Annotated in this window: 18 protein-coding genes; 8 read left to right on the top strand and 10 right to left on the bottom strand. The window is 66.5% G+C overall.

The window, feature by feature from the left end; all coding sequences use genetic code 11:
* Nucleotides 1–276: 276 nt before the first annotated feature.
* Complete coding sequence (zwf, locus tag IP89_RS11705; RefSeq protein WP_177326868.1) at nt 277–1,767, bottom strand: glucose-6-phosphate dehydrogenase; 1,491 nt, start codon at nt 1,765–1,767, stop codon at nt 277–279.
* 116 nt (nt 1,768–1,883) lie between these two features.
* On the opposite strand from zwf, the gene hexR reads away from it, so the two are divergent.
* Nucleotides 1,884–2,750, top strand: a complete 867-nt coding sequence (hexR, locus tag IP89_RS11700) for a transcriptional regulator HexR (RefSeq protein ID WP_043309704.1) — start codon at nt 1,884–1,886, stop codon at nt 2,748–2,750.
* Nucleotides 2,751–2,865: 115 nt separating this feature from the next.
* On the top strand, nt 2,866–3,042 hold the full coding sequence (locus tag IP89_RS23365) for a PA3496 family putative envelope integrity protein (protein WP_156115040.1): 177 nt from the start codon (nt 2,866–2,868) through the stop codon (nt 3,040–3,042).
* On the opposite strand, the gene IP89_RS11695 is transcribed toward IP89_RS23365, so the two are convergent.
* Complete coding sequence (locus IP89_RS11695; RefSeq protein ID WP_043309703.1) at nt 3,039–3,983, bottom strand: LysR family transcriptional regulator; 945 nt, start codon at nt 3,981–3,983, stop codon at nt 3,039–3,041. The two genes, IP89_RS23365 and IP89_RS11695, sit on opposite strands and share 4 nt — an antisense overlap.
* A 189-nt stretch (nt 3,984–4,172) precedes the next feature.
* Here IP89_RS11695 and IP89_RS11690 point away from each other — a divergent pair, with 189 nt between their 5' ends.
* Nucleotides 4,173–5,588: an acetyl-CoA carboxylase biotin carboxylase subunit gene (locus IP89_RS11690; protein ID WP_043309702.1), complete on the top strand. Its 1,416-nt coding sequence runs from the start codon at nt 4,173–4,175 to the stop codon at nt 5,586–5,588.
* 10 nt (nt 5,589–5,598) lie between these two features.
* On the top strand, nt 5,599–7,422 hold the full coding sequence (gene oadA / locus IP89_RS11685) for a sodium-extruding oxaloacetate decarboxylase subunit alpha (RefSeq protein ID WP_043309701.1): 1,824 nt from the start codon (nt 5,599–5,601) through the stop codon (nt 7,420–7,422).
* Between the two features lie 62 nt (nt 7,423–7,484).
* Here oadA and IP89_RS11680 read toward each other — a convergent pair whose 3' ends face one another.
* Entirely contained in the window at nt 7,485–7,880 is a 396-nt protein-coding gene (locus IP89_RS11680; RefSeq protein ID WP_043309700.1) for a hypothetical protein, read from the bottom strand.
* Between the two features lie 151 nt (nt 7,881–8,031).
* Nucleotides 8,032–8,247: a DUF1127 domain-containing protein gene (locus IP89_RS11675; protein WP_043309699.1), complete on the bottom strand. Its 216-nt coding sequence runs from the start codon at nt 8,245–8,247 to the stop codon at nt 8,032–8,034.
* A 380-nt stretch (nt 8,248–8,627) separates the two neighbouring features.
* Here IP89_RS11675 and IP89_RS11670 point away from each other — a divergent pair, with 380 nt between their 5' ends.
* The 3 genes from IP89_RS11670 (at nt 8,628) to IP89_RS11660 (ending at nt 11,293) form a co-directional block, all read left to right on the top strand.
* A complete protein-coding gene (locus IP89_RS11670; protein ID WP_043309697.1) occupies nt 8,628–9,665 on the top strand; it encodes a low specificity L-threonine aldolase in 1,038 nt (345 codons plus the stop codon).
* A gap of 90 nt (nt 9,666–9,755) precedes the next feature.
* Nucleotides 9,756–10,580 (top strand): HDOD domain-containing protein, encoded by an 825-nt coding sequence (locus IP89_RS11665; protein WP_043309696.1) that lies wholly within the window; start codon nt 9,756–9,758, stop codon nt 10,578–10,580.
* A 278-nt stretch (nt 10,581–10,858) separates the two neighbouring features.
* Nucleotides 10,859–11,293 carry a CBS domain-containing protein gene (locus tag IP89_RS11660; protein ID WP_043309694.1) on the top strand — a complete coding sequence of 145 codons (435 nt, stop codon included), beginning with the start codon at nt 10,859–10,861 and terminating at the stop codon, nt 11,291–11,293.
* 3 nt (nt 11,294–11,296) lie between these two features.
* Here IP89_RS11660 and IP89_RS11655 read toward each other — a convergent pair whose 3' ends face one another.
* The 3 genes from IP89_RS11655 to IP89_RS11645 form a co-directional block, all read right to left on the bottom strand.
* Complete coding sequence (locus IP89_RS11655; protein ID WP_052081050.1) at nt 11,297–11,632, bottom strand: hypothetical protein; 336 nt, start codon at nt 11,630–11,632, stop codon at nt 11,297–11,299.
* Between the two features lie 159 nt (nt 11,633–11,791).
* On the bottom strand, nt 11,792–12,880 hold the full coding sequence (locus tag IP89_RS11650) for a polyamine ABC transporter substrate-binding protein (RefSeq protein ID WP_043309692.1): 1,089 nt from the start codon (nt 12,878–12,880) through the stop codon (nt 11,792–11,794).
* A 26-nt stretch (nt 12,881–12,906) separates the two neighbouring features.
* Nucleotides 12,907–13,935, bottom strand: a complete 1,029-nt coding sequence (locus IP89_RS11645; protein WP_043309691.1) for a histone deacetylase family protein — start codon at nt 13,933–13,935, stop codon at nt 12,907–12,909.
* A 204-nt stretch (nt 13,936–14,139) separates the two neighbouring features.
* Here IP89_RS11645 and glsB point away from each other — a divergent pair, with 204 nt between their 5' ends.
* On the top strand, nt 14,140–15,060 hold the full coding sequence (gene glsB, locus IP89_RS11640; RefSeq protein ID WP_043309690.1) for a glutaminase B: 921 nt from the start codon (nt 14,140–14,142) through the stop codon (nt 15,058–15,060).
* 32 nt (nt 15,061–15,092) lie between these two features.
* Here glsB and IP89_RS11635 read toward each other — a convergent pair whose 3' ends face one another.
* The 3 genes from IP89_RS11635 to IP89_RS11625 all read right to left on the bottom strand — a co-directional run bounded on the left by IP89_RS11635 (nt 15,093) and on the right by IP89_RS11625 (nt 20,983).
* On the bottom strand, nt 15,093–18,335 hold the full coding sequence (locus IP89_RS11635) for an autotransporter domain-containing protein (protein WP_256203138.1): 3,243 nt from the start codon (nt 18,333–18,335) through the stop codon (nt 15,093–15,095).
* A gap of 95 nt (nt 18,336–18,430) precedes the next feature.
* Nucleotides 18,431–19,423 (bottom strand): asparaginase, encoded by a 993-nt coding sequence (locus IP89_RS11630; protein WP_043309688.1) that lies wholly within the window; start codon nt 19,421–19,423, stop codon nt 18,431–18,433.
* Between the two features lie 111 nt (nt 19,424–19,534).
* Nucleotides 19,535–20,983, bottom strand: a complete 1,449-nt coding sequence (locus tag IP89_RS11625) for a sodium:alanine symporter family protein (protein WP_043309686.1) — start codon at nt 20,981–20,983, stop codon at nt 19,535–19,537.
* Nucleotides 20,984–21,010: the final 27 nt, after the last annotated feature.

Raw genomic sequence — 21,010 nt, 5'->3', positions numbered from 1 at the left:
TGTTGGCATGTTGCGCTCCTTGCATTGAGACGAGGACCGGATCGGTCCGGGAGCACGGAGGAGTACAAGGGGCGTGCCAGGCGCTCTCTGGCCAGCAGTGGCGCGGCTTACAGCCAATCTAGGCAAGGCCATAAAGAGAGCCTGTGCGCCAGGTCACCAAAGGTTGTGCAACAACTGGCGCAAGGCTGTGCAGGGGCTTGCGCAGGGCGCCAGATGAGCGCGGGATGGGACGTGGAGCGGGGACGAGAGGGATGAGTGCGCAGAAAGCTGCGCAGCTCAGTCTTCCCACTCGCGGCCGGCCAGTTCCAGCAGGGTATTGGCCTGCTCCGGGCCATTGCTGCCGGCGGCGTAGGGGCGTGGGTCCTGGTAGTTGTCCTGCCAGCCCTTGATGATCGGGTCGACCCAGGACCAGGCCGCTTCCACTTCGTCGCGGCGCATAAATAGCGTCGAGTCGCCCTCGATCACGTCCAGCAGCAGGCGCTCGTAGGCGTCCCAGCGGCGCTTCTGCGGGAAGACCTGGGCCAGGTTGAGATCCAGCTCCATCGGCGTCAGGCGCATGCCCTTGCCCGGGCTCTTGCCCATCAGTTGCAGGGTGATGTGTTCTTCCGGCTGCAGGCTGATGACCAGGCGGTTGGCCTGGGTGCCTTCGAACAGGCGGTGCGGCACCGGCTTGAACTGGATGACGATCTCCGAGCGTTTCTTCGCCATGCGCTTGCCGGTGCGCAAGTAAAAGGGCACGCCGGCCCAGCGCCAGTTGTCGATCTCCGCCTGCAGGGCGACGAAGGTCTCAGTATCGCTGTCGTTGTCGACCTGTTTCTCGAAGTAGTAGGCCGGCACTTCCTGCCCGCCGATCTTGCCGGCCACGTACTGGCCGCGCACGGTCTTGTCGTGCACGTCGAGGCCGGCGATGGGCTTCAGCGCCTCGAGGATCTTCACCTTTTCGTTGCGCACCGACTCGGCGTCGAAGCGCACCGGCGCCTCCATGGCGACTAGGCAGAGCAGCTGCAGCAGGTGGTTCTGCACCATATCGCGCATGGCGCCGGCGTGGTCGTAGTAGGCGCCGCGGTTTTCCACGCCGAGGGTCTCGTTGACGCTGATCTGCACATGGTCGATGTGCCCGGCGCGCCAGATCGGCTCGAACAAGGCGTTGGCGAAGCGCAGCGCCATCAGATTCTGCACCGTTTCCTTGCCCAGGTAGTGGTCGATGCGGAACACCTGGGCCTCGCTGAACACCGCGCCGATGGCGGCGTTGATCTCGCGGGCCGACTCCAGCGAGCGGCCGATCGGCTTCTCCAGCACGATGCGCGTGTCGCTGCCGGCCAGCCCGGCGATGGCCAGGTTCTCGGCGATGGATTCGAACAGGTCGGGCGCGGTGGCCAGGTAGTAGATGCGCCCGCGATCATGCGCGCTGGCGCCGAGGAACTTGCCGAGGCGGCCGAATTCGGCGGTGTGCGACAGGTCCATGGCGAAGTAGTCGAGGCGTGCGGCGAAGCTGGCCCAGGTGTCGTTGTCGAAGTCGCTGCGGGCGACCTGGGCGCGTACCCGGCGCTCGGCCAGGGACTGGTATTCGGCACGGTTCAGCACGTTGCGCGCCGCCGCCAGGATGCGCATGTCGGGGCTCAGGCGGCCGTCGCGATGCAGGTGGTAGAGCGCCGGGAGCAGCTTGTGCAGGGCCAGGTCGCCGGTACCGCCAAACACCAGCATGTCACAAGGGCTGTTCAACGAGAGGCCTCCGGGCCGGTTTGCCTGTGCGGGGTGGGCGTTCATGTAGTATAACTACAAGCTCACTACAGCCCGATCATAACAGGCTGAGTGAAACCGCAGCGAGCCGGCTGGCCGTCTTGCCCAGTGGTTCCCATCGAGCCGACAACAGAGTCCTGCCTGTGAATCTTCTGCAGCATATCGCCCAGTCCCGTCACCTGCTCCGCAAGTCCGAACTGAAGGTTGCCGATCACGTCCTGCAGGACCCTTCGGCGGTGATGCACAGCTCCATGGCCGACCTCGCCCACGAAGTCGGTATCAGTGAGCCGACCATCGTGCGCTTCTGCCGCGCCATCGGCTGCAGCGGCTTCCAGGACCTCAAACTGAAGCTGGCACAGAGCCTGGCGGCGGGAGCGAGCTTCGGCCAGTTCGCCATCCACGAAGAGGACTCGGTGGCGGACTTCAGCCTGAAGATCTTCGACACCACCCTGCATACCCTGATGGAGGTGCGCGAGCGCCTCGATCCGCGCGAGCTGGAGAAGGCCATCAACGCCATCGCCAACGCCCAGCGCATCGAGTTCTACGGTTTCGGCGCCTCCGGTGCGGTGGCGGCCGATGCCCAGCACAAGTTTTTCCGCCTGCTGCTGACCGCGGCGGCATACTCGGACCCGCACATGCAGGCGATGAGCGCGGTGACGCTCAAGCCCAACGATGTGGCCATCTGCATCTCCCAGTCCGGCCGCTCCAAGGACCTGCTGATCACCGCCAACCTGGTGCGCGAGTCCGGCGCCACGCTGATCACCCTGTGCCCGGGGCAGACGCCGCTGGCCGACCTGTCTCACGTCAACCTGGCCATCGATGTGCAGGAAGACACCGAGATCTACACCCCGCTGACCTCGCGCATCGCCCACCTGGTGGTGATCGACGTGCTGGCCATGGGTGTGGCCATGGCCCGTGGCCCGGACCTGGTCAACCACCTCAAGAGCGTCAAGCGCAGCCTGCGTAGCCTGCGCCTGTCGCCCAAGTCGGTGCGCAGCGCCGAGGACTGAGGGGCGTCCGCGGCTCTGCCGCAGAACGGTCACGCAAGGTTCATCGCCGCGCCTTCGGCGCGTCATGCCCGGGCAGGCAAGCTGGGCTCCCGGCAATCGGACCAGGAGCCCCGCGATGGACCTGCATCTCGACGAACCCGCCCATGACAGCAAGACCCGCCGCAAGCTGGAGGACCAGCGCCGCATGGCGTTCCGCCGTGCCATTGAGGAGTACGCCGAGCATCGCCGGCTGCAGCAGCAACTGGGTGACTATGCCGAGCTGCCGGCGCTTGCCCGGCCGCGCGCCGCCTAGCTGCCCAGGGCGCTGAAGCGCTGCTCCAGCGCGGCGATCTGCGCCCGCTCGCCACGAATGAAGTCGCGAAAGGCCTGCGCCACCGGCGACAGGTGCTTGCCGCGCGGGTGTACCACGCACCAGCTTCGCTGTAGCGGCAACTCTTCCACCGGCAGCTCGCGCAGCAGGCCCTGGACCAGCTCCAGGCGCACGGCGTGACGCGGCAGCAGGGCCAGGCCGAGGCCGGCGATCACCGCCTCGATCTGCGCCTCGCTGGAGCCCACTTCCAGGGTCTGGGCGAAGTGCGCACGCTTCTGGTGGCAGTACTCCTCGCAGGCGCGCCGAGTGCCCGAGCCGACCTCGCGCAGCAGCAGCGGGAAGGTGCTGAGGTCGCTCAGGCGCAGCTTCTCCAGCGAGCACAGCGGGTGCTGCGGCGGTGCCACGGCGATGATCGGGTTGTTGAGGAAGGGGAAGAAATCCAGGGCCTGGTCGCCGGGCGGCTGCGACATGATCAGCAGGTCATCACGGCTGACCGACAGGCGGCGTACCGCCTGGGCGTGGTTGACCACCACCAGCTGCAGACTGACCTCAGGATGCTGTTCGCGAAAGGCGGCGAACAGGTGCGGCACCAGGTACTTGGCGCTGGACTCCACGGCCAGGCTGAGCTGCCCTTGCAGCGAGCCCTGCAGGTCGGAGAGCTGCATGTCCAGCGCTTCCAGGCGACCGAACACGTCCTCACTGGCGCGCAGCAGGGCTTCGGCGGCGGGAGTCAGGTAGAGCTTCTTGGCCACGTAGTCGAACAGCGGCTGGCCGAGCAGCTCCTCCAGCTGGCGAATCTGCAGGCTGACCGCCGGCTGGGTCAGCGCCATTTCCTCGGCGGCACGGCTGTAGGAGCGGCTTTCACACACCGAGCGGAAAATCTGCAGCTGACGAAAAGTCATTCTCATCAATGACTTGCGCATTTTTATCGACTCGCTGGCGACTGACTTTGGCGCAACTATAAGTCTTTGCTAATGGCTATCACAACAATTATTGATTTTGGGTAATTCATCGACGGAGCTAGCTTAGAAGCAAGACCGCCGCGGGTTGTGCGGTCACCCGTCGACCGCCTCGCAACGGTCGTGTGCTCACGTGATCGAGGAACCAGGCTCGTGATCAAGAAGATCCTCATCGCCAACCGTGGCGAGATTGCCGTCCGCATCGTGCGCGCCTGCGCCGAGATGGGCATCCGCTCGGTGGCCGTGTATTCCGAGGCGGACCGCCAGGCGCTGCACGTCAAGCGTGCCGACGAGGCGCACAGCATCGGCGACGACCCGTTGGCCGGCTACCTCAACCCGCGCAAGCTGGTGAACCTGGCTGTGGAGACCGGCTGCGACGCCCTCCATCCCGGCTACGGCTTCCTCTCGGAGAACGCCGAGCTGGCGGAAATCTGCGCCGAGCGCGGGATCAAGTTCATTGGCCCGTCGGCGGAAGTGATTCGCCGCATGGGCGACAAGACCGAGGCGCGGCGCAGCATGATCGCCGCCGGTGTGCCCTGCACGCCGGGCACCGAAGGCAACGTGGCGGACATCCAAGAAGCGCTGCGTGAAGGCGACCGCATCGGCTACCCGGTGATGCTCAAGGCCACCAACGGTGGTGGCGGCCGCGGCATCCGCCGCTGCAACAGCCGCGAGGAGCTGGAGCAGGCCTACCCGCGGGTGATCTCCGAGGCGAGCAAGGCCTTCGGCCGTGCCGAAGTGTTCCTGGAGAAATGCATCGTCAATCCGAAGCACATCGAGGCGCAGATTCTCGCCGACAGCTTCGGCAACACCGTGCACCTGTTCGAGCGCGACTGCTCGATCCAGCGCCGCAACCAGAAGCTCATCGAGATCGCCCCCAGCCCGCAGCTGACCCCCGAGCAGCGCGCCTATATCGGCGACCTCGCCGTGCGCGCAGCCAAGGCGGTGGGCTACGAGAATGCCGGCACCGTGGAGTTCCTGCTCGCCGAGGGCGAGGTGTACTTCATGGAGATGAACACCCGGGTGCAGGTGGAGCACACCATCACCGAGGAAATCACCGGCATCGACATCGTCCGCGAGCAGATCCGCATCGCTTCCGGCCTGGAGCTGTCGATCAAGCAGGAAGACATCCAGTACCGCGGCTTCGCCCTGCAGTTCCGCATCAACGCCGAGGACCCGAAGAACAACTTCCTGCCCTCGTTCGGCAAGATCACCCGCTACTACGCGCCCGGCGGCCCTGGCGTGCGCACCGACACGGCGATCTACACCGGCTACACCATCCCGCCCTACTACGACTCCATGTGCCTGAAGCTGATCGTCTGGGCACTGACCTGGGAAGAGGCGATGGATCGCGGCCTGCGCGCCCTTGACGACATGCGCGTGCAGGGCGTGCGCACCACCGCGCCGTATTACCAGGAAATCCTGCGCAACCCCGAGTTCCGCAGCGGCCAGTTCAACACCAGCTTCGTCGAGGCCCACCCGGAGCTGACCCAGTACTCGATCAAGCGCAACCCGTCGCACCTGGCCATCGCCATCGCCACCGCCATTGCCGCCCACGCCGGCCTGTAGGGATCAGAACATGACCAAGTCTCTTAACCAGAAAAGAATTACTGTTACCGACACCATCCTGCGTGATGCCCACCAGTCGATCATCGCCACGCGCATGCGCACCGAGGACATGCTGCCGATCTGCGACAAGCTGGATAAGGTTGGCTACTGGTCGCTGGAAGTCTGGGGCGGTGCCACCTTCGACGCCTGCGTGCGCTTCCTCAAGGAAGATCCGTGGGAGCGCCTGCGCAAGCTCAAGGCTGCGCTGCCCAACACCCGCCTGCAGATGCTCCTGCGCGGGCAGAACCTGCTCGGCTACCGCCACTACAGCGACGACGTGGTGCGTGCCTTCGTGGCCAAGGCCGCGGTCAACGGCATCGATGTGTTCCGCATCTTCGACGCGATGAACGACGTGCGTAACCTGCGCGTCTCCATCGAGGCGGTGAAGGCCGCCGGCAAGCACGCCCAGGGCACCCTGAGCTACACCACCAGCCCGGTGCATACGGTCGAGGCCTATGTCACCCAGGCCAAGGCCATGCAGGCCATGGGCATCGACTCCATTGCGATCAAGGACATGGCCGGCCTGCTCACCCCGTATGCCACCGCCGAGCTGGTCAAGGCGCTAAAGGGCGCGGTCGACCTGCCGGTGTTCGTGCACAGCCACGACACCGCCGGCATGGGCTCGATGTGTCAGCTCAAGGCCATCGAGGCCGGTGCCGACCATATCGACACCGCCATCTCCAGCTTCGCCTGGGGCACCAGCCACCCGGGCACCGAGTCGATGGTCGCCGCTCTGCGTGGCAGCGAATACGACACCGGCCTGGACCTGGCGCTGATCCAGGAGATCGGCATGTACTTCCATGCCGTGCGCAAGAAGTACCACCAGTTCGAGAGCGAATTCACCGCGGTCGACACCCGTGTACAGGTCAACCAGGTACCGGGCGGCATGATGTCCAACCTGGCCAACCAGCTGAAGGAGCAGGGCGCGCTCAACCGCATCAACGAAGTATTCGCCGAGATCCCGAAAGTGCGCGAAGACCTCGGCTTCCCGCCCCTGGTCACGCCGACCTCGCAGATCGTCGGCACCCAGGCGGTATTCAACGTGCTGGCCGGCGAGCGCTACAAGACCATCACCAACGAGGTGAAGCTGTACCTGCAGGGCCGCTACGGCCGTGCGCCGGGCAAGGTCAACGAGGCGCTGCGCAAGCAGGCCATCGGCAGCGAAGAAGTCATCGATGTGCGCCCGGCCGACGTGCTCAAGCCGGAGATGGCCAAGCTGCGCGAGGACATCGGCAGCTTGGCCAAGTCCGAAGAGGACGTGCTGACCTTCGCCATGTTCCCCGATATCGGCCGCAAGTTCCTCGAGGAGCGCGCCGCCGGCACCCTGACTCCGGAAGTGCTGCTGCCGATTCCCGAGGCCGGCGGCGTGGCCGCGCCGGGCGGTGAGGGCGTGCCGACCGAGTTCGTGGTCGACGTGCACGGCGAGAGCTACCGCGTGGACATCACCGGCGTGGGCGTGAAGGGCGACGGCAAGCGCCACTTCTACCTGTCCATCGACGGCATGCCGGAAGAGGTGGTGTTCGAGCCGCTCAACGACTTCGTCGCCGGCGGTGCTGGTGGCAAGCGCAAGCACGCCAGCGCGCCGGGCGATGTCAGCACCACCATGCCGGGCAACATCGTCGATGTGCTGGTCAAGGAGGGCGACACGGTCAAGGCCGGTCAGGCCGTGCTGATCACCGAGGCGATGAAGATGGAAACCGAAGTGCAGGCGCCGATTGCTGGCACCGTCAAGGCCATCCACGTGGCCAAGGGCGACCGGGTCAACCCGGGCGAGGTGCTGGTGGAAATCGCCTGACGGCGTAACGAGCAAGTCCCACTGGGGGAGCCTTGGGCTCCCCCTTTTTTATGGGCGCGATTTTAGTTGTGCATGCGGTAGCTGCGGCGCAGGGTGATCAGATCCTGCTTGGTGCAGGCTTGCGGTTCGGCGCCGGTCAGGTCGTAGCAACGGTAGCGGAAGCCCATCGGCCAGTAGGCGATGGCGACTGGCGGCCAGAAGATCGAGCCCACGCGGAAGCGCGTGCGCAGTTTGCCGCTCTGCAGGGTGTTGGCCTGATCGTCCTGCAGGCGATACGGCACGCCGCCACTGGCGCCCCAGGAGAACGGGCGGGTCTTCACCAGGCCCAGGTTGTTCTTGATCTGGCGCTCGTTGATTACCAGGGTGCTGTTTTCCGGCAGCTTGAACCAGGCGGCGGTCGAGCAGCCGGTGATAGCCAGAGTGGCCGCGAACAGCGCGGCGGTCCTGCAGAGAGACATCGATTACTTCCTTGTACTACTTGGCGTGATGGCAGATGGCCGGCGTGGCGGCGGCGCAATATAGCGGCTTGCTTCTGGCTTGGCGATGCCTGGCGGACAGGCACAAAAAAGGGAAGCGCTTGGCTTCCCTTGCTGTGTAGCGTGCTACGACTCAGCGCCAGAACGGCTTGCTGACCTCGATGGCGCGGTCGTAGGTGCTGATGCCGGCGTCGGTGAGCAGGCGCTCGTCGAGCTTGGCCAGCTCGCGACGGCTGCTGATACGGCGCTGCCACAGCAGCAAGGTACCGAGGGCACGCAGCGGCAGGTTGCCACCGCTGGCGGGATTCTGTTGGTGGAACATCAGGTCGGAACTCAGTGCGCGTTCCATGGTGCTGCTTCCTTCCGCTGTCTGGCGGGGTGAGAGTGGTGTACTGCTGGAGTGTATTTTCCTGACTATGTGGTCGATTTCGTAGGCACAGCTGGGCTAAATTGCAGGGCTGATAATTAGCCTGCTTGGCAACTGTTCTGTTCCTATGTGCGCAACTGTACTGGTGCCAAGCGAAAGCTCTCGCCATTGTCGAAAATCCATCATTTTTCACTGCGCTGGATGGAATAATCGGCAGTTAGCGAGCGATACAGTTATTTTTGTTCTGCGATTTACCGCGGATCTGTTATTGCCCGTTCGTCAGGCTCACGACGCCTCACGGGTTCCCTTTTCGGCCAACAGGGCCGGACTAAAGTAATCGGTGCTCCCACAAGGAAATCCCCATGACCGACCATACCCAGCAATTCGCCAGCGACAACTATTCCGGCATCTGCCCGGAAGCCTGGGCCGCCATGGCCGAGGCCAATCGCGGCCATGAACGCGCCTACGGCGACGACAGCTGGACGGCGCGCGCCGCCGACCAGTTCCGCCAGCTGTTCGAGACCGATTGCGAGGTGTTCTTCGCCTTCAACGGCACCGCCGCCAACTCCCTGGCCCTGTCCAGCCTGTGCCAGAGCTACCACAGCGTGATCTGCTCGGAGACTGCCCACGTCGAGACCGACGAATGCGGCGCGCCGGAGTTCTTCTCCAACGGCTCCAAGCTGCTCACCGCGCGCACCGAGCAGGGCAAGCTGACCCCGGATTCGATCCGCGAGGTCGCCCTCAAGCGCCAGGACATCCACTACCCGAAACCGCGCGTGGTGACCCTGACCCAGGCCACCGAGGTCGGCACCGTCTACCGTCCGGACGAGGTCGCGGCGATCAGCCAGGTGTGCAAGGAGCTGAAGCTCAACCTGCATATGGACGGCGCGCGTTTCTCCAATGCCTGCGCATCGCTCGGCTGCAGCCCGGCCGAAGTGACCTGGAAGGCCGGCGTCGACGTGCTGTGCTTCGGCGGCACCAAGAACGGCATGGCGGTAGGCGAGGCCATCCTGTTCTTCAACAGGGATCTGGCCGAGGACTTCGACTATCGCTGTAAGCAGGCCGGCCAGCTGGCCTCGAAGATGCGCTTCCTGTCGGCGCCCTGGGTCGGCCTGCTGCAGGACGACGCCTGGCTGCGCTATGCCAATCACGCCAACCGCTGCGCGCGCCTGCTGGCCGAGCTGGTGGCGGATGTGCCAGGCGTCAGCCTGATGTTCCCGGTCGAGGCCAACGGTGTGTTCCTGCAGCTCTCGGAAACCGCCCTCGAGCGCCTGAGCGGCTGGGGCTGGCGTTTCTACACCTTCATCGGTGCCGGCGGCGCGCGCTTCATGTGCAGCTGGGACACCGAAGAGGCGCGGGTGCGCGAGCTGGCGGCCGACATTCGCCGCGCGATGGCCTGACGCCGACGAAAGGCAGGGTGCGAGGCAGTGGGGCTGACTAATGTTTTCAGTCCCACCTTCCTTTTTTCCGCAGGCCGGAGAACACCCTTCATGGATATCGACAGTCTCTTTTCCCAGCTACACAGCCTGCCCAGCATTCCCAAGGTCGCCCAGGACCTGATCCAGCAGTTCGATAACCCCAACACCAACCTCGATGCGGTCGCGCGCAACATCAACCTCGACCCGGTGATCGCCGCCAAGGTCCTGCGCCTGGCCAACTCGGCGCGCTTTCGCGGTGCCCGCGAGGCGCACAGCGTCGAGGACGCCGCCTCGCGCCTGGGCTTCAACACCCTGCGCACCCTGGTGCTGGCTTCGGCGGTGACCGGCGCCTTCAAGACCGATTCTGGCTTCGACCTCAAGGGCTTCTGGTTGCAGAGCTTCCAGGTGGCGAGCCTCTGTCGCCTGCTGGCCAAGACCCGTGGCGTGGCGATGGAAACGGCGTTCACCTGCGGCATGATGCATAACATCGGCGAGCTGCTGATCCAGACCGGCGCCCCCGAGCTGGCGGCGCGCCTCAACCGCAGTGGCAAGACCGATGCGGCCGGCCGCGTGGCGCTGGAGACCCTGCAACTGGGCTTCGGCTTCCCCGAGGTCGGCGCCGAACTGGCGCGGCGCTGGCAGCTGCCGGAAGTGATCCAGCAGGCCATCGCCCTGCAGACCCGCCCGCACCAGGCACCGGTGGACATGCCGCTGCCACGTCTGGTGGCGCAGGCGGTGCTGATCGCCGAGGCGCTGCGCCAGCACAACGGCGACCTGGCCAAGACCCGCGAGGAGCTGGACAGCCCACTGTGCGAGGGCATCGACCTCGATGCGCTGTTCGACAAGCTGCCGGAGGTTCTGGAGGCCGACAAAGGCTTCAGCCAGCTGCTCGACTGAGAACCTGATTGCGATCTCCTGACTGGCGGCCATGCCGCGTTAGAAACAGCTTCGAAATGCTCATTTACCGCTCGTAAACTGCGCTTTCTCAGCCGTTTTCGCGGGGCCGCCGAGGTCTTGCCTGGCTCTAATTCAGAAGATCGCAATTCAGGTTCTGAGAAGCCATGGCGCCAGTGAATTTCTCAATGGTCGCCATGAAAATCTCCGGTTGGCCCGCGCAGGCCCCCTTGCCCGATGCTTCGCCCCACAGACGCGAACACAGGACAAGGGGGATTCGCATGAAGACCGTAGCGCAGATGCTCGGCAGCAAGACGCAGCAGAACGTCCACACCGTAGCCGCCGAGGCGAGCATGCTCGAAGCGCTGCAGCTGATGGCCGAGCACAATGTCGGCGCCCTGCCGGTAACCGAGCAGGGCCGCCTGGTCGGCATCGTCAGCGAGCGCGACTACGCGCGCAAAGGCGTGCTGCAGGGGCGTTCGTCGATCGGCACGGCGGTACGCGAGGTGATGAGCGTGCCGGTGGTGACGGTGCAGCCGCGGCAGAGCATCCGCGAGTGCATGAGCCTGATGACCGACGGCCATCTGCGCCACCTGCCGGTGGTGGAGGGCGAGCGCCTGCTCGGCCTGCTGTCCATCGGCGATCTGATCAAGGAAACGCTGGCCGAACAGGATGGCCTGATCCAGCACCTGGAACAGTACATCCGCGGCGAGTGAGGGCTAGCCCTGCGGCTCCGCCTCGTCCGCCGGGGCCGGCTCGGTGTTTTCTTCCTGCTTCTCGCAAATGCCGTTGGCGCCCTGCTTGCCGGTGTAGGACACCGTGGGCGTGGCTTTGCCATCCAGGCTGATGGAGATGGTCACGCCCTCGGCCTTGGCCTCGTAGTACTGCTCGCTGAACTTGCTGAGGATGGCCTTCTTGTCGTTGATGAACACCGGGCCGCCGGCGTCGGCGCGCACGGCCAGATCGGTGGGGCAGGTGACCTCGAATTTCGGCAGGCTGGCGGCATGGGCGCTGCCCATGACGAGCAAGGCGGCGGCGATCGGCAGTTTGTTCATCGGTGTGCTCCTGGCAGGTGTCGGCGTGCGTTGCGCCTGTGGTCCTGACCAGTGAACTAAGCAGTCGCCTGCCGGCTTGTCCAAGCGCTTCGTCAGTTGCCGCTGCGCTGGGCAAAAAAAGACCGGCCAGTGGCCGGTCTCGGGTGTTGCGCGAACGGCTCAGTTGCCGGTCTTGATCTTGCTCCAGGCGCGGGTACGCGCACGCTCGGCGGCGCGTGGCAGCGGCTCGAGGGTGTAGAGCTTCTGCATGGCCTCGGCGGTCGGGTACAGGTTGGGGTTGTTGCGGATCGACTCGGCGACCAGCGCGGTGGCGTCCTTGTTCGGGTTGGGGTAGCCGACGAAGTCGGAGATCGGCGCGATCACCTGCGGCTGCAGCAGGTAGTTGATGAAGGCGTGGGCTTCGTCGATGTTCTTCGCGTCCTTCGGAATCGCCATCATGTCGAACCAGATCGGCGCGCCTTCCTTGGGCAGGCGCATGTCCACGGTCACGCCGTTCTTCGCCTGCTTGGCGTTGTTGGCGGCCTGCGAGAAGCTGCCCGAGTAGCCCACGGCCACGCAGATCTCGCCGTTGGCGATGTCGCTCATGTACTTGGAGCTGTGGAAGTAGCGCACGTGCGGGCGGATCTTGCTCAGCAGCTGCTCGGCCTTGGCATAGTCGGCCGGCTCCTTGCTGTTCGGCGGCAGGCCCAGGTAGTGCAGGGCCAGCGGCAGGATTTCCGACGGCGAGTCGAGCAGGGCCACGCCGCACTGCTGCAGCTTGGCGATGTTCTCTTCCTTGAAGATCAGGTCCCAGCTGTCCACCGGGGCGTCGGCGCCGAGGGCGGCCTTGACCTTGTCCGGGTTGAAGCCGATCAGCACGGTGCCGTACATGTAGGGCACGGCGTACTGGTTGCCCGGATCGTTGGCCTCGATCAGCTTCATCAGCTGCGGGTCGAGGTGCTGCCAGTTGGGCAGCTTGCTGCGGTCGAGTTTCTGAAACACGCCGGCCTCGACCTGCTTGGCCAGGAACACGTTGGACGGCACCACCAGGTCATAGCCGGAGTTGCCGGTGAGCAGCTTGGCTTCCAGCGCCTCGTTGGTGTCGAAGATGTCGTAGGTCAGCTTGATGCCGCTGTCCTGCTTGAACTTGGTCAGGGTCTCCGGGGTGATGTAGTCGAACCAGTTGTAGACCTTGAGTTCGCGGTCGGCGGCCTGGGCGGTGCCGGCCAGGGTCAGGCCGCAGAGTGCGGCGGCGAGCAGTTTCTTCATCTTGTTGTTCTCCTGTGCAGGGCGCGTCAGGCGCCCTGGAAACCTTCGAGCACGTTGACGGCGTTGATGCCGATTTCGGCGACCGCATAGCCGCCTTCCATGACGAACAGCGTCGGCTTGCCCAGCGCGGCGATGCGTTCGCCCATGCGCAGGTAGTCCGGGCTGTCCAGCTTGAAACTGGAGATCGGGTCGTTCTGGTAGGTGTCGACGCCAAGCGACACCAGCACCACGTCCGGGCCGTAGGCGGCGATGCGCTGGCAGGCGGTTTCCAGGGCGGCGCCCCAGAGGTCCCAGGCGCTGCCGGCAGCCAGCGGCAGGTTGAGGTTGAAGCCCTCGCCGCGGCCGGCGCCGGTCTCGTCGGCATAGCCGAGGAAGTGCGGGTACTCGAAGCTCGGGCAGCCGTGGATGTTGGCCACCAGTACGTCGTCGCGGTCGTAGAAGATCGACTGGGTGCCGTTGCCGTGGTGGTAGTCGACGTCGAGGATGGCCACGCGCGCGGCGCCCTGATCGAGGAAGGCCTGGGCGACGATGGCCACGTTGTTCAGATAGCAGTAGCCGCCCATCACGTCGGCGCTGGCGTGGTGACCCGGTGGGCGGCACAGGGCGAAGGCGCTGTGGGCGCCGGCGGCGATCTCGGCCTGGCCGCTGAGGGCGATCTGCGCCGAGGTGTACACGGCCTGCCAGGTGCCGGCGGTGATCGGCGCGAAACAGTCGAAGCTGTGGAAGCCGTACTGGCCATAGAGATCGTTGGGCCGCTTGGCGCGCATATGCCGGGCGGGGAACACGCCGGGCAGGAAGTCGGCGGTGTTGCCCTGGGCGGCCCAGCCGGCCCAGGCCTTCTGCAGGAAGTCCAGGTAGTCGGCGGTGTGGATACGGGCGATCGGCGCCAGGCCGAAATCGCGCGGCGCCAGCACTTCGCCGATATTGCGCTCGCGCACCCGCGCCAGCACATGGTCGGCACGCGCCGGCATCTCGAAGCAGGGTTTGAATTCGCCGCCGACCATCTCGCCCTGGGCGTGGTGCAGGCGGTGGTCGTCGCTGTAGTAGGTCAGCATCTTGTTGTTCTCCTCTAAGGGCTGGGCGAATTGTTGGCCGGCCCGGTGAGTCGGGTGAACGATAACGGCGGCCAACAAAGGGATAATTGCGGCCAAAATGCCCGATGCATCCCGCCACAAGAGCTAGAACCGGCCAGCCGGAGCTGTGATTGCCCGGCGCGATCAGGCGTCTATTTCGGCACCCGCACAGGCAAGAGGTGGAACATGCAGGCGCTGTTGAACGAGATACTGGATCAGGTCCGCCCGCTGCTGGGCCGCGGCAAGCTGGCTGACTACATCCCGGCGCTGGCCGAGGTGCCGGCCGACCGTCTAGGTATAGCGGTGCTGGGCGTGGATGGCAGCCTGTACACCGCCGGCGACGCCGCCGAGCCGTTCTCGATCCAGAGCATCTCCAAGGTGTTCAGCCTGGTGCAGGCGATCCAGCATTCCGGCGAGGACATCTGGCAGCGCCTCGGCCACGAGCCGTCCGGCCAGCCGTTCAACTCGCTGGTGCAGTTGGAGTTCGAACGCGGCCGGCCGCGCAACCCGTTCATCAATGCCGGCGCGCTGGTGATCTGCGACATCAACCAGTCGCGCTTCGCCGCCCCGGCGCTGTCCATGCGCGACCTGGTCCGGCGCCTGGCCGGCAACCCGCTACTGGTGGCCGATGCCAAGGTCGCCGAGTCGGAATACCAGCACCGCGCGCGCAACGCCGCCGCGGCCTACCTGATGCAGGCCTTCGGCAACTTCCACAACGAGGTCGAGGCGGTGCTGCGCAGCTACTTCCACCACTGCGCGCTGGCCATGAGTTGCGTCGACCTGGCCCGCGCCTGCGGCTTTCTGGCCAACCAGGGCGTGTGCCCGCGCAGCGGCGAGCAGATCCTTTCGCCACGGCAGACCCAGCAGGTCAACGCGATCATGGCCACCAGCGGCCTGTACGACGAGGCCGGCAACTTCGCCTACCGCGTCGGCCTGCCGGGCAAGAGCGGGGTCGGTGGCGGCATCGTCGCAGTGGTGCCGGGGCGCTTCAGCATCTGCGTGTGGTCGCCGGAGCTGAACGCCGCCGGCAACTCGCTGGCCGGCATGGCGGCCCTGGAGTCGCTCAGCGAGCGTATCGGCTGGTCAGTCTTCGCCCCGTTGGGCTGATACCGGGCCGGCGGCCCGGCGGGTAGTGGCCGTCAGAAGCGCGCCTGCCACTGCAGCAGCAGCGCATGGTTCTGCGCATCGCTGCCCAGCTCGCCGCTGTAGCCCAGGCCCAGGCTCTGCTCGGCGCTCAGGCCGAGGTCGACGCCGGCCTCGACCAGCAGGCTGTTGCGATCCAGTGCCGCGCCCTCGACGCTGAAGGCGTCGCCACCGGTGAGGAAGGATTGCCGCGCGCTGCTTTCCAGGTCGCCGAAGGTGTGGCGCCAGCCCAGGCTGGCGCGCGGGGTCAGGCTCATGCCGTTGTCCAGGCTGCCGAGGTGGGCGACGCGCACGCCGAGGGTACTGCTGACGTTGTCCTGGTCCTGCTGCTCGACGTGCAGGGCGGCGGCGCCACCTTTCTCGTCGTAGCTCTCATGGCTGTAGCGCTGGTAGCCGATGGCGGCGAAGGGCTCGGCGAGCAGGCGACCCTCGGCCAGCTGGTAGCCCAGCTCGGCGAAGGCCTGCTGGCTGTCGGCGTCGTAGTCGGCGCGCAGCTGATCGCTGAAGCCGCTGAAATCGACGTCACGCTCGCCGCTGTTGTCGTGCCAGCTGTAGGAGGCGCCCAGGCGCAGGGCCAGCGGCCCGCTCTGGTGCTGGGCATAGACACCCAGGTGCAGGCTGTCGATATCGTTATTGGCGTTGTCGGCATCCACGTCGGTACGGCCGTAGCCGCCGAGTACGCCCAGGCGCCAGGCGCTACCCAGTGACCAGTCGGCACCGAGCACGGCGCCGGCGCTGTCCTGGCGGATGTCGCCGCTGTCGGCGTCCAGCTTGCCGTGGCTGCCGAGGCCCTGCAGCCACAGGCGGCCGGCGGCGTTCGGATCGTTCAGCCCACGGGCGTCGCGCGGCACGCCGCTGGCGGCCAGCTGCGGGCCGTCTTCGCGCAGCAGGGAGGCCTGCAGGTTGCCGCTGCCGCCCATCTGCTGCATGGCCGAGAGCATGCTGCTGCCAATCTGCGCGCCGCCGGCCAGGGTGGCGCTGGCCATGCTGGCGTTGCTGCTCGCGGCCAGTTGCTCCAGGCCGCGGCGGGCGCTGTCCGCATCGCTGCCGAGCAGGGCCTGGTAGAGCTCACCGCTGCCGCTGGCCTGGATCACGTTGGCCACGTTGCGACCGTTGCCGCTGCTGGCCAGGTCGGCGTAGGCCAGGTCGTTGCGGCGCAGTTCCAGCTCGATGTTGTCGCTGCCGTAGCTCAGCTCGGGGGTGAGGAAGGCCAGGTTGCTGGTGACGCTGGCGAACTGGCCGCTGATGCCGCCGTCGGCCTGCAGCACGCTGTACTGGCTCAGTCGCGGATAGTCGCCATTGCCTGCGACGATCTGCAGGCTCGCGCCACTGATGCTGGCGCTGCCGCTGACTGCGGTGGGGTTGTGGCTGCCATCGGCGGCCACGTCGAGGATCAGTCGGGAGCCGCTGGCCAGTGTCAGGTCGCCGCCGACCTGGCCGCCGCCGAAGCCGGCACCGCTGGAAACCTGCACGTCGCCGGCGATGCGGCCGAGGTTGCGCAGGCTGCCGCCGAGCACCTCGGCGCCATTGCTGAAGTCGTCGCTGTCCAGGCTCCAGCTGCCCTGCAGCACCTGCAGCAGTTCGAAGCCGCTGCTGTTGCCGAAGCTGCCGCCGGCGGCATCGTCGAGCAGTACGCGGTCAGTGCCGGCGCCGCCGGTGACGCTGCCGACGAAGCGGCTGCCGGCCTGCAGGATCAGGCGGTCGTCGCCATCGCCGAGGTCCAGGGCCAGGCCGTTCTGGCCCTCGATCAGGCCGGCGTTGAGTACCTGGTCGTCGCCTGCGCCCATCTGCACGGCGGCGCCGGCGGTGGTGCTGGCGAGCTGGTCGACGCGGGTGGAGTCGGCGCCGCCGCGGATCACCCCGCCGCTGCGGTTGATCAGCACGTCGTCGTAGTCGCCGACCAGGCCGATGGCGGTCTCGTCGGCGCCGATGATGCTGCCGGCGTTGTCGATGCGCGCCACGCCGCCGTGGGCAGTGTCGGTGCCACGGCCGGTGGCCGAGGCCGTGCCGCTGGCACCGTCGTCGATGAGGATGCCCTTGGCCTGGCCGAAGATGGTCGCGCCGGCGGCGTTGATGATGGTGCCGCCGCCGGCGGCGATGCCATCCGCGCCGTTAGGGTTGCCGCCGGAGTCCAGGCCGCCGGCGCCGAGGCCCTCGATGCGACCGTGGTTCTCGATGTAGGCCATGCCGTCGATGTCGACGCCGTCGCCATCGCCGTTGCTGGTGGTGACGCCGAGGTTCTCGTGGTCATAGACGTTGCCGGCGCCGGCATAGCGGCCGCTGATCAGGCCGTAGTTGAACACCACGCCGTGGCCGTCGAGGCCGACGCCGGAGCCGTTGTTGCCAATGATGGTGCCATCGGTGTAGTTGATCACCACCGGGTTGGCGATCTGCACGCCGCTGGTGGTGACGCCGTCGACCACCTTGGCGAAGGTCACGCCGTTGCCGTCGGCCGAGGTGATGACCAGGCGCTCCAGGCCGAACAGGTCGGCATCGGCGTCGGCCGCCAGCGGGTCGCCGCCGTCCACGCCGTGGCGCGGGCCCTCGATGCTGCCGTGGTTGAGGATGGCCACGTTGCCGCGGGCGTTCTCGATGGCCACGCCGTCGGCGGCGGAGTAGTCGTTGGCGCACTGGCCACTGATGTAGTCCGGGCAGCTGGTGTTCACCGCGCCGGTGGAGACGATGCGCCCGTAGTTGGTCAGGGTGAAGTTGCTGCCCAGGCGCAGGGCGTCATTGCCGGTGGAGCTGATGCTGGCGTCACGGTTGTCGGCGGCGCCGTTGATGATCTGGTTGCCGGTGCTGGTGTAGTCGGCATCGGCCTTGATCGCGCGTTCACCACCGATGCTCACGCCGCTCTGCGAGATGGTGCCCTGGTTGTCGATGATGTACTGGCCGGCGGGGCGGTTGAGGCGGATGGCGACGTTGCCGACCGCATCGATCAGCGCGCCTTCCTCGTTGCGGATGGTCAGCACTGGGGTGCCGCTGTTGGCGTCGATGGTGCGGCCGCTGCCGGTCTGCTTGATGGTGCCGGCGTTGGTCAGGGTCGAGGTGCCCGTGCCGACGTTGACCGCCACGGTGCTGCCGCTGGTGCTCAGGGTGCCGCCCTGCTGGACGATACCGGCGCCGGTCAGGCTCTGGCTGCTGGTGATGGTGGTGCCGGTGCCGACAGTGAAACCGGCGGCGCTGACCTGGCCGGCGATGACGGCCTGCAGGGCCAGGACCAGGGGGAGGGGACGCAAGAGCGGGTTCATGCTGGGCACCAGTCGTTGGAATAATAAGGCCAGCGACTATGCCCATTGCTTATTACGGAATTTTGAAGGGGCTGGTTGCCCCCTCAGTCGGCGCATTCCCCGCACAGGTCGAGGACGAACAGGCGCTCCACTTCAGCCGGCGGCAGACCGGCGCCGAGCAGGCCGAACAGCTTGCCCAGCGCGGCCTCGCGGGTCATGCCGCCACCGCTGACCAGGCCGACCTCGGCCAGGGCGCTGCCGGCGGCATAGACCTCGAAGTCGACATGCCCCAGCGGGCACTGGCTGATCGCCGCCAGCACCACGCCGCGCGCACGGGCCTCGCGCAGGGCGGCGAGGAACTCGGGATCGTCCGACGGGCCAGTGCCGCTGCCATAGCATTCCAGCAACACCGCCTGGGCGCCGCTGCCCAGCGTCGCACGCAGCTGCGCGCTGCTCAGGCCGGGGAACAGCGGCTGCACGGCCAGCTCCACCGGCTGGCGCGGCTGGCGGTAGTGCAGGGCCTCCGGCAGTGCTTCGGCGTGGGCGCCGTGGCGGGCGCGAGCCATGTTGGCGAAGGCGTCGAAGGCCTCGCTCTTCAGCTTGCTGGTGCGTGCGCCGTGCAGTACCTGGCCGTCGAAGAACAGATGCACGCCGGGCAGGCAGCCGTGGTGCAGCGCGGCCAGGGCGCCGAACAGGTTGGGCCAGGCGTCGCTGCCGGCGGCACCGGCCGGCAGCATCGAGCCGGTCAGCAGCACCGGCACCTGGATGCCCAGCAGCAGGAAGCTCAACGCCGCGGCGCTGTAGGCCAGGGTGTCGGTGCCATGGAGCAGCAGCACGGCATCGAAGCCGTCCTCGTCGACGGCCTGGACGATGGCATCACGCATGGCCAGCCAGTTGGCCTGGCGCATATTGGCGCTGTCGATGGGCGGGCTCAGCTCGCAGAACTGCCAGGCCGGGGCCGGGCGTTCCGGGTGCAGCGCCTGTTCGCTCTTCAGGCGGTCCTCGAAGCCGGAGGCGGGGGCCAGCCCGGCCTCGCTCATCTGCATGCCGATGGTGCCGCCGGTGTAGAGCACCAGCAGGTTCTGCGAAGGATTCATGCGCGTATCCGATCAAGAAACGTGGGCGATTGGCCCGAGTGTAAGGCGCTGGGCAAAGCTGGGACCAAGAAAAAGGGGGCTACGTGCCCCCTTTTTATTTCAGCGGATGACTCAGCGCTGGTGCAGGCTGTGGGCCATGGCCACGCGCTCGTCGGCGGCAGCCGGCTGCGGGTTGGCCGGCCAGGCGGCTGGGTCGAGGTCGAGGTCGCCGAAGTCCTTCGGATCGAACACCGGGGTGGCGACACCGGCCTTGCGCTGGGCGTCGTAGTCGCGCATCAGGCGCAGGCCGACCTTGATCAGCATGGCCAGGGCGGCCAGGTTGACGAAGGCCAGGCAGGTCATGGTGATGTCGGCGAAGGCGAACACGGTACCCAGGTTCTGCATCGAGCCCCAGAAGATCAGGCCCAGCACCAGGCCGCGGTAGATCATCAGCGGGGCGCGGCCACGGCCGACGAGGAACTGCAGGGCGTTCTCGCCGAGGTAGTAGTTGTAGAGGATGCAGGTGAACACGAACAGGCTCAGCGCCACGCTGACGAAGATCCGGCCCCAGTCACCGACCACGGCGGCCAGCGAGTTCTGCGTGAGGATGATTCCGTCGCCCTCGAAGCCCGGAGTGTAGAAGCCGGACAGCAGGATCAGCAGGGCGGTGCAGGTGCAGATGACGAAGGTGTCGAGGAACACGCTGAACGCCTGGACCACACCCTGGGCTACCGGGTGCTTGACCGCAGCCACGGCGGCGACGTTCGGCGCGCTACCCAGGCCGGCTTCGTTGGCGAACACGCCGCGCTTTACGCCCATCACGATGGCGCTGCCGAGCAGGCCGGCGAAGGCAGGCTCCAGGCCGAAAGCGCTCTTCACGATGGTGACCAGCATGTCCGGCACCAGCTCGATCTGGCTGGCGATCACGTACAGGGTCACGGCGATGTAGGCCAGGGTCTTGACCGGCACCAGCAGGTCGGAGACGGCGGCGATGCGCTTGATCCCGCCGAGGAACACCAGGCCCAGCAGCACGGCCAGGGCCAGGCCGGTGTACTGCACCGGGAAGCCGAAGGCGTTTTCCAGCGAGTGGGTCACGGTGAAGGACTGCAGGCCGTTGAAGGCGAAGCCGTAGGTGACCAGCAGCAGGGTGGCGAAGGTCATCGCCATCCAGCGCAGCTTCAGGCCGTGCTGGATGTAGTAGGCCGGGCCGCCGCGGTACAGGCCGTCGCCATCGGCGCGCTTGTAGGCCTGGGCCAGGGTGCACTCGAAGAAGCTGCTGGACATGCCGACCAGGGCGGTCACCCACATCCAGAACACCGCGCCCGGGCCGCCGAGGGTCACAGCGACGCCGACACCGGCGATGTTACCGGCACCGACGCGGCCGGCGAGGCTCAGCATCAGGGCCTGGAAGGAACTCAGCTGGCCGGCGCTGCCGCGGATCGATTCCTTGAACACGCTGAACATGTGGCCGAAGTGGCGGAACTGGACGAAGCGCGAGCGGATGGTGAAGTAGCTGCCCAGACCCACGATCAGCACGATCAGCAGTTTTCCGGACAAGAAATCGTTGAGCATTTCCAGCATGGCGAGGACCTCGATTCTTATTGTTCG

The sequence above is a fragment of the Pseudomonas sp. ML96 genome, assembly GCF_000761545.1.
GTDB lineage: Bacteria > Pseudomonadota > Gammaproteobacteria > Pseudomonadales > Pseudomonadaceae > Aquipseudomonas.
Note: the sequence above shows the minus strand (reverse complement) of the source record. Positions and strands in the feature narration are given on the sequence as shown.

Coding starts and splice junctions, on each gene's coding strand:
- zwf (WP_177326868.1), bottom strand. CDS start 1,767: ATGAACGCCCACCCCGCACAGGCAAACCGGCCCGGAGGCCTCTCGTTG.
- IP89_RS23365 (WP_156115040.1), top strand. CDS start 2,866: ATGGACCTGCATCTCGACGAACCCGCCCATGACAGCAAGACCCGCCGC.
- IP89_RS11695 (WP_043309703.1), bottom strand. CDS start 3,983: ATGCGCAAGTCATTGATGAGAATGACTTTTCGTCAGCTGCAGATTTTC.
- oadA (WP_043309701.1), top strand. CDS start 5,599: ATGACCAAGTCTCTTAACCAGAAAAGAATTACTGTTACCGACACCATC.
- IP89_RS11680 (WP_043309700.1), bottom strand. CDS start 7,880: ATGTCTCTCTGCAGGACCGCCGCGCTGTTCGCGGCCACTCTGGCTATC.
- IP89_RS11675 (WP_043309699.1), bottom strand. CDS start 8,247: ATGGAACGCGCACTGAGTTCCGACCTGATGTTCCACCAACAGAATCCC.
- IP89_RS11670 (WP_043309697.1), top strand. CDS start 8,628: ATGACCGACCATACCCAGCAATTCGCCAGCGACAACTATTCCGGCATC.
- IP89_RS11665 (WP_043309696.1), top strand. CDS start 9,756: ATGGATATCGACAGTCTCTTTTCCCAGCTACACAGCCTGCCCAGCATT.
- IP89_RS11660 (WP_043309694.1), top strand. CDS start 10,859: ATGAAGACCGTAGCGCAGATGCTCGGCAGCAAGACGCAGCAGAACGTC.
- IP89_RS11655 (WP_052081050.1), bottom strand. CDS start 11,632: ATGAACAAACTGCCGATCGCCGCCGCCTTGCTCGTCATGGGCAGCGCC.
- IP89_RS11650 (WP_043309692.1), bottom strand. CDS start 12,880: ATGAAGAAACTGCTCGCCGCCGCACTCTGCGGCCTGACCCTGGCCGGC.
- IP89_RS11645 (WP_043309691.1), bottom strand. CDS start 13,935: ATGCTGACCTACTACAGCGACGACCACCGCCTGCACCACGCCCAGGGC.
- glsB (WP_043309690.1), top strand. CDS start 14,140: ATGCAGGCGCTGTTGAACGAGATACTGGATCAGGTCCGCCCGCTGCTG.
- IP89_RS11630 (WP_043309688.1), bottom strand. CDS start 19,423: ATGAATCCTTCGCAGAACCTGCTGGTGCTCTACACCGGCGGCACCATC.
- IP89_RS11625 (WP_043309686.1), bottom strand. CDS start 20,983: ATGCTGGAAATGCTCAACGATTTCTTGTCCGGAAAACTGCTGATCGTG.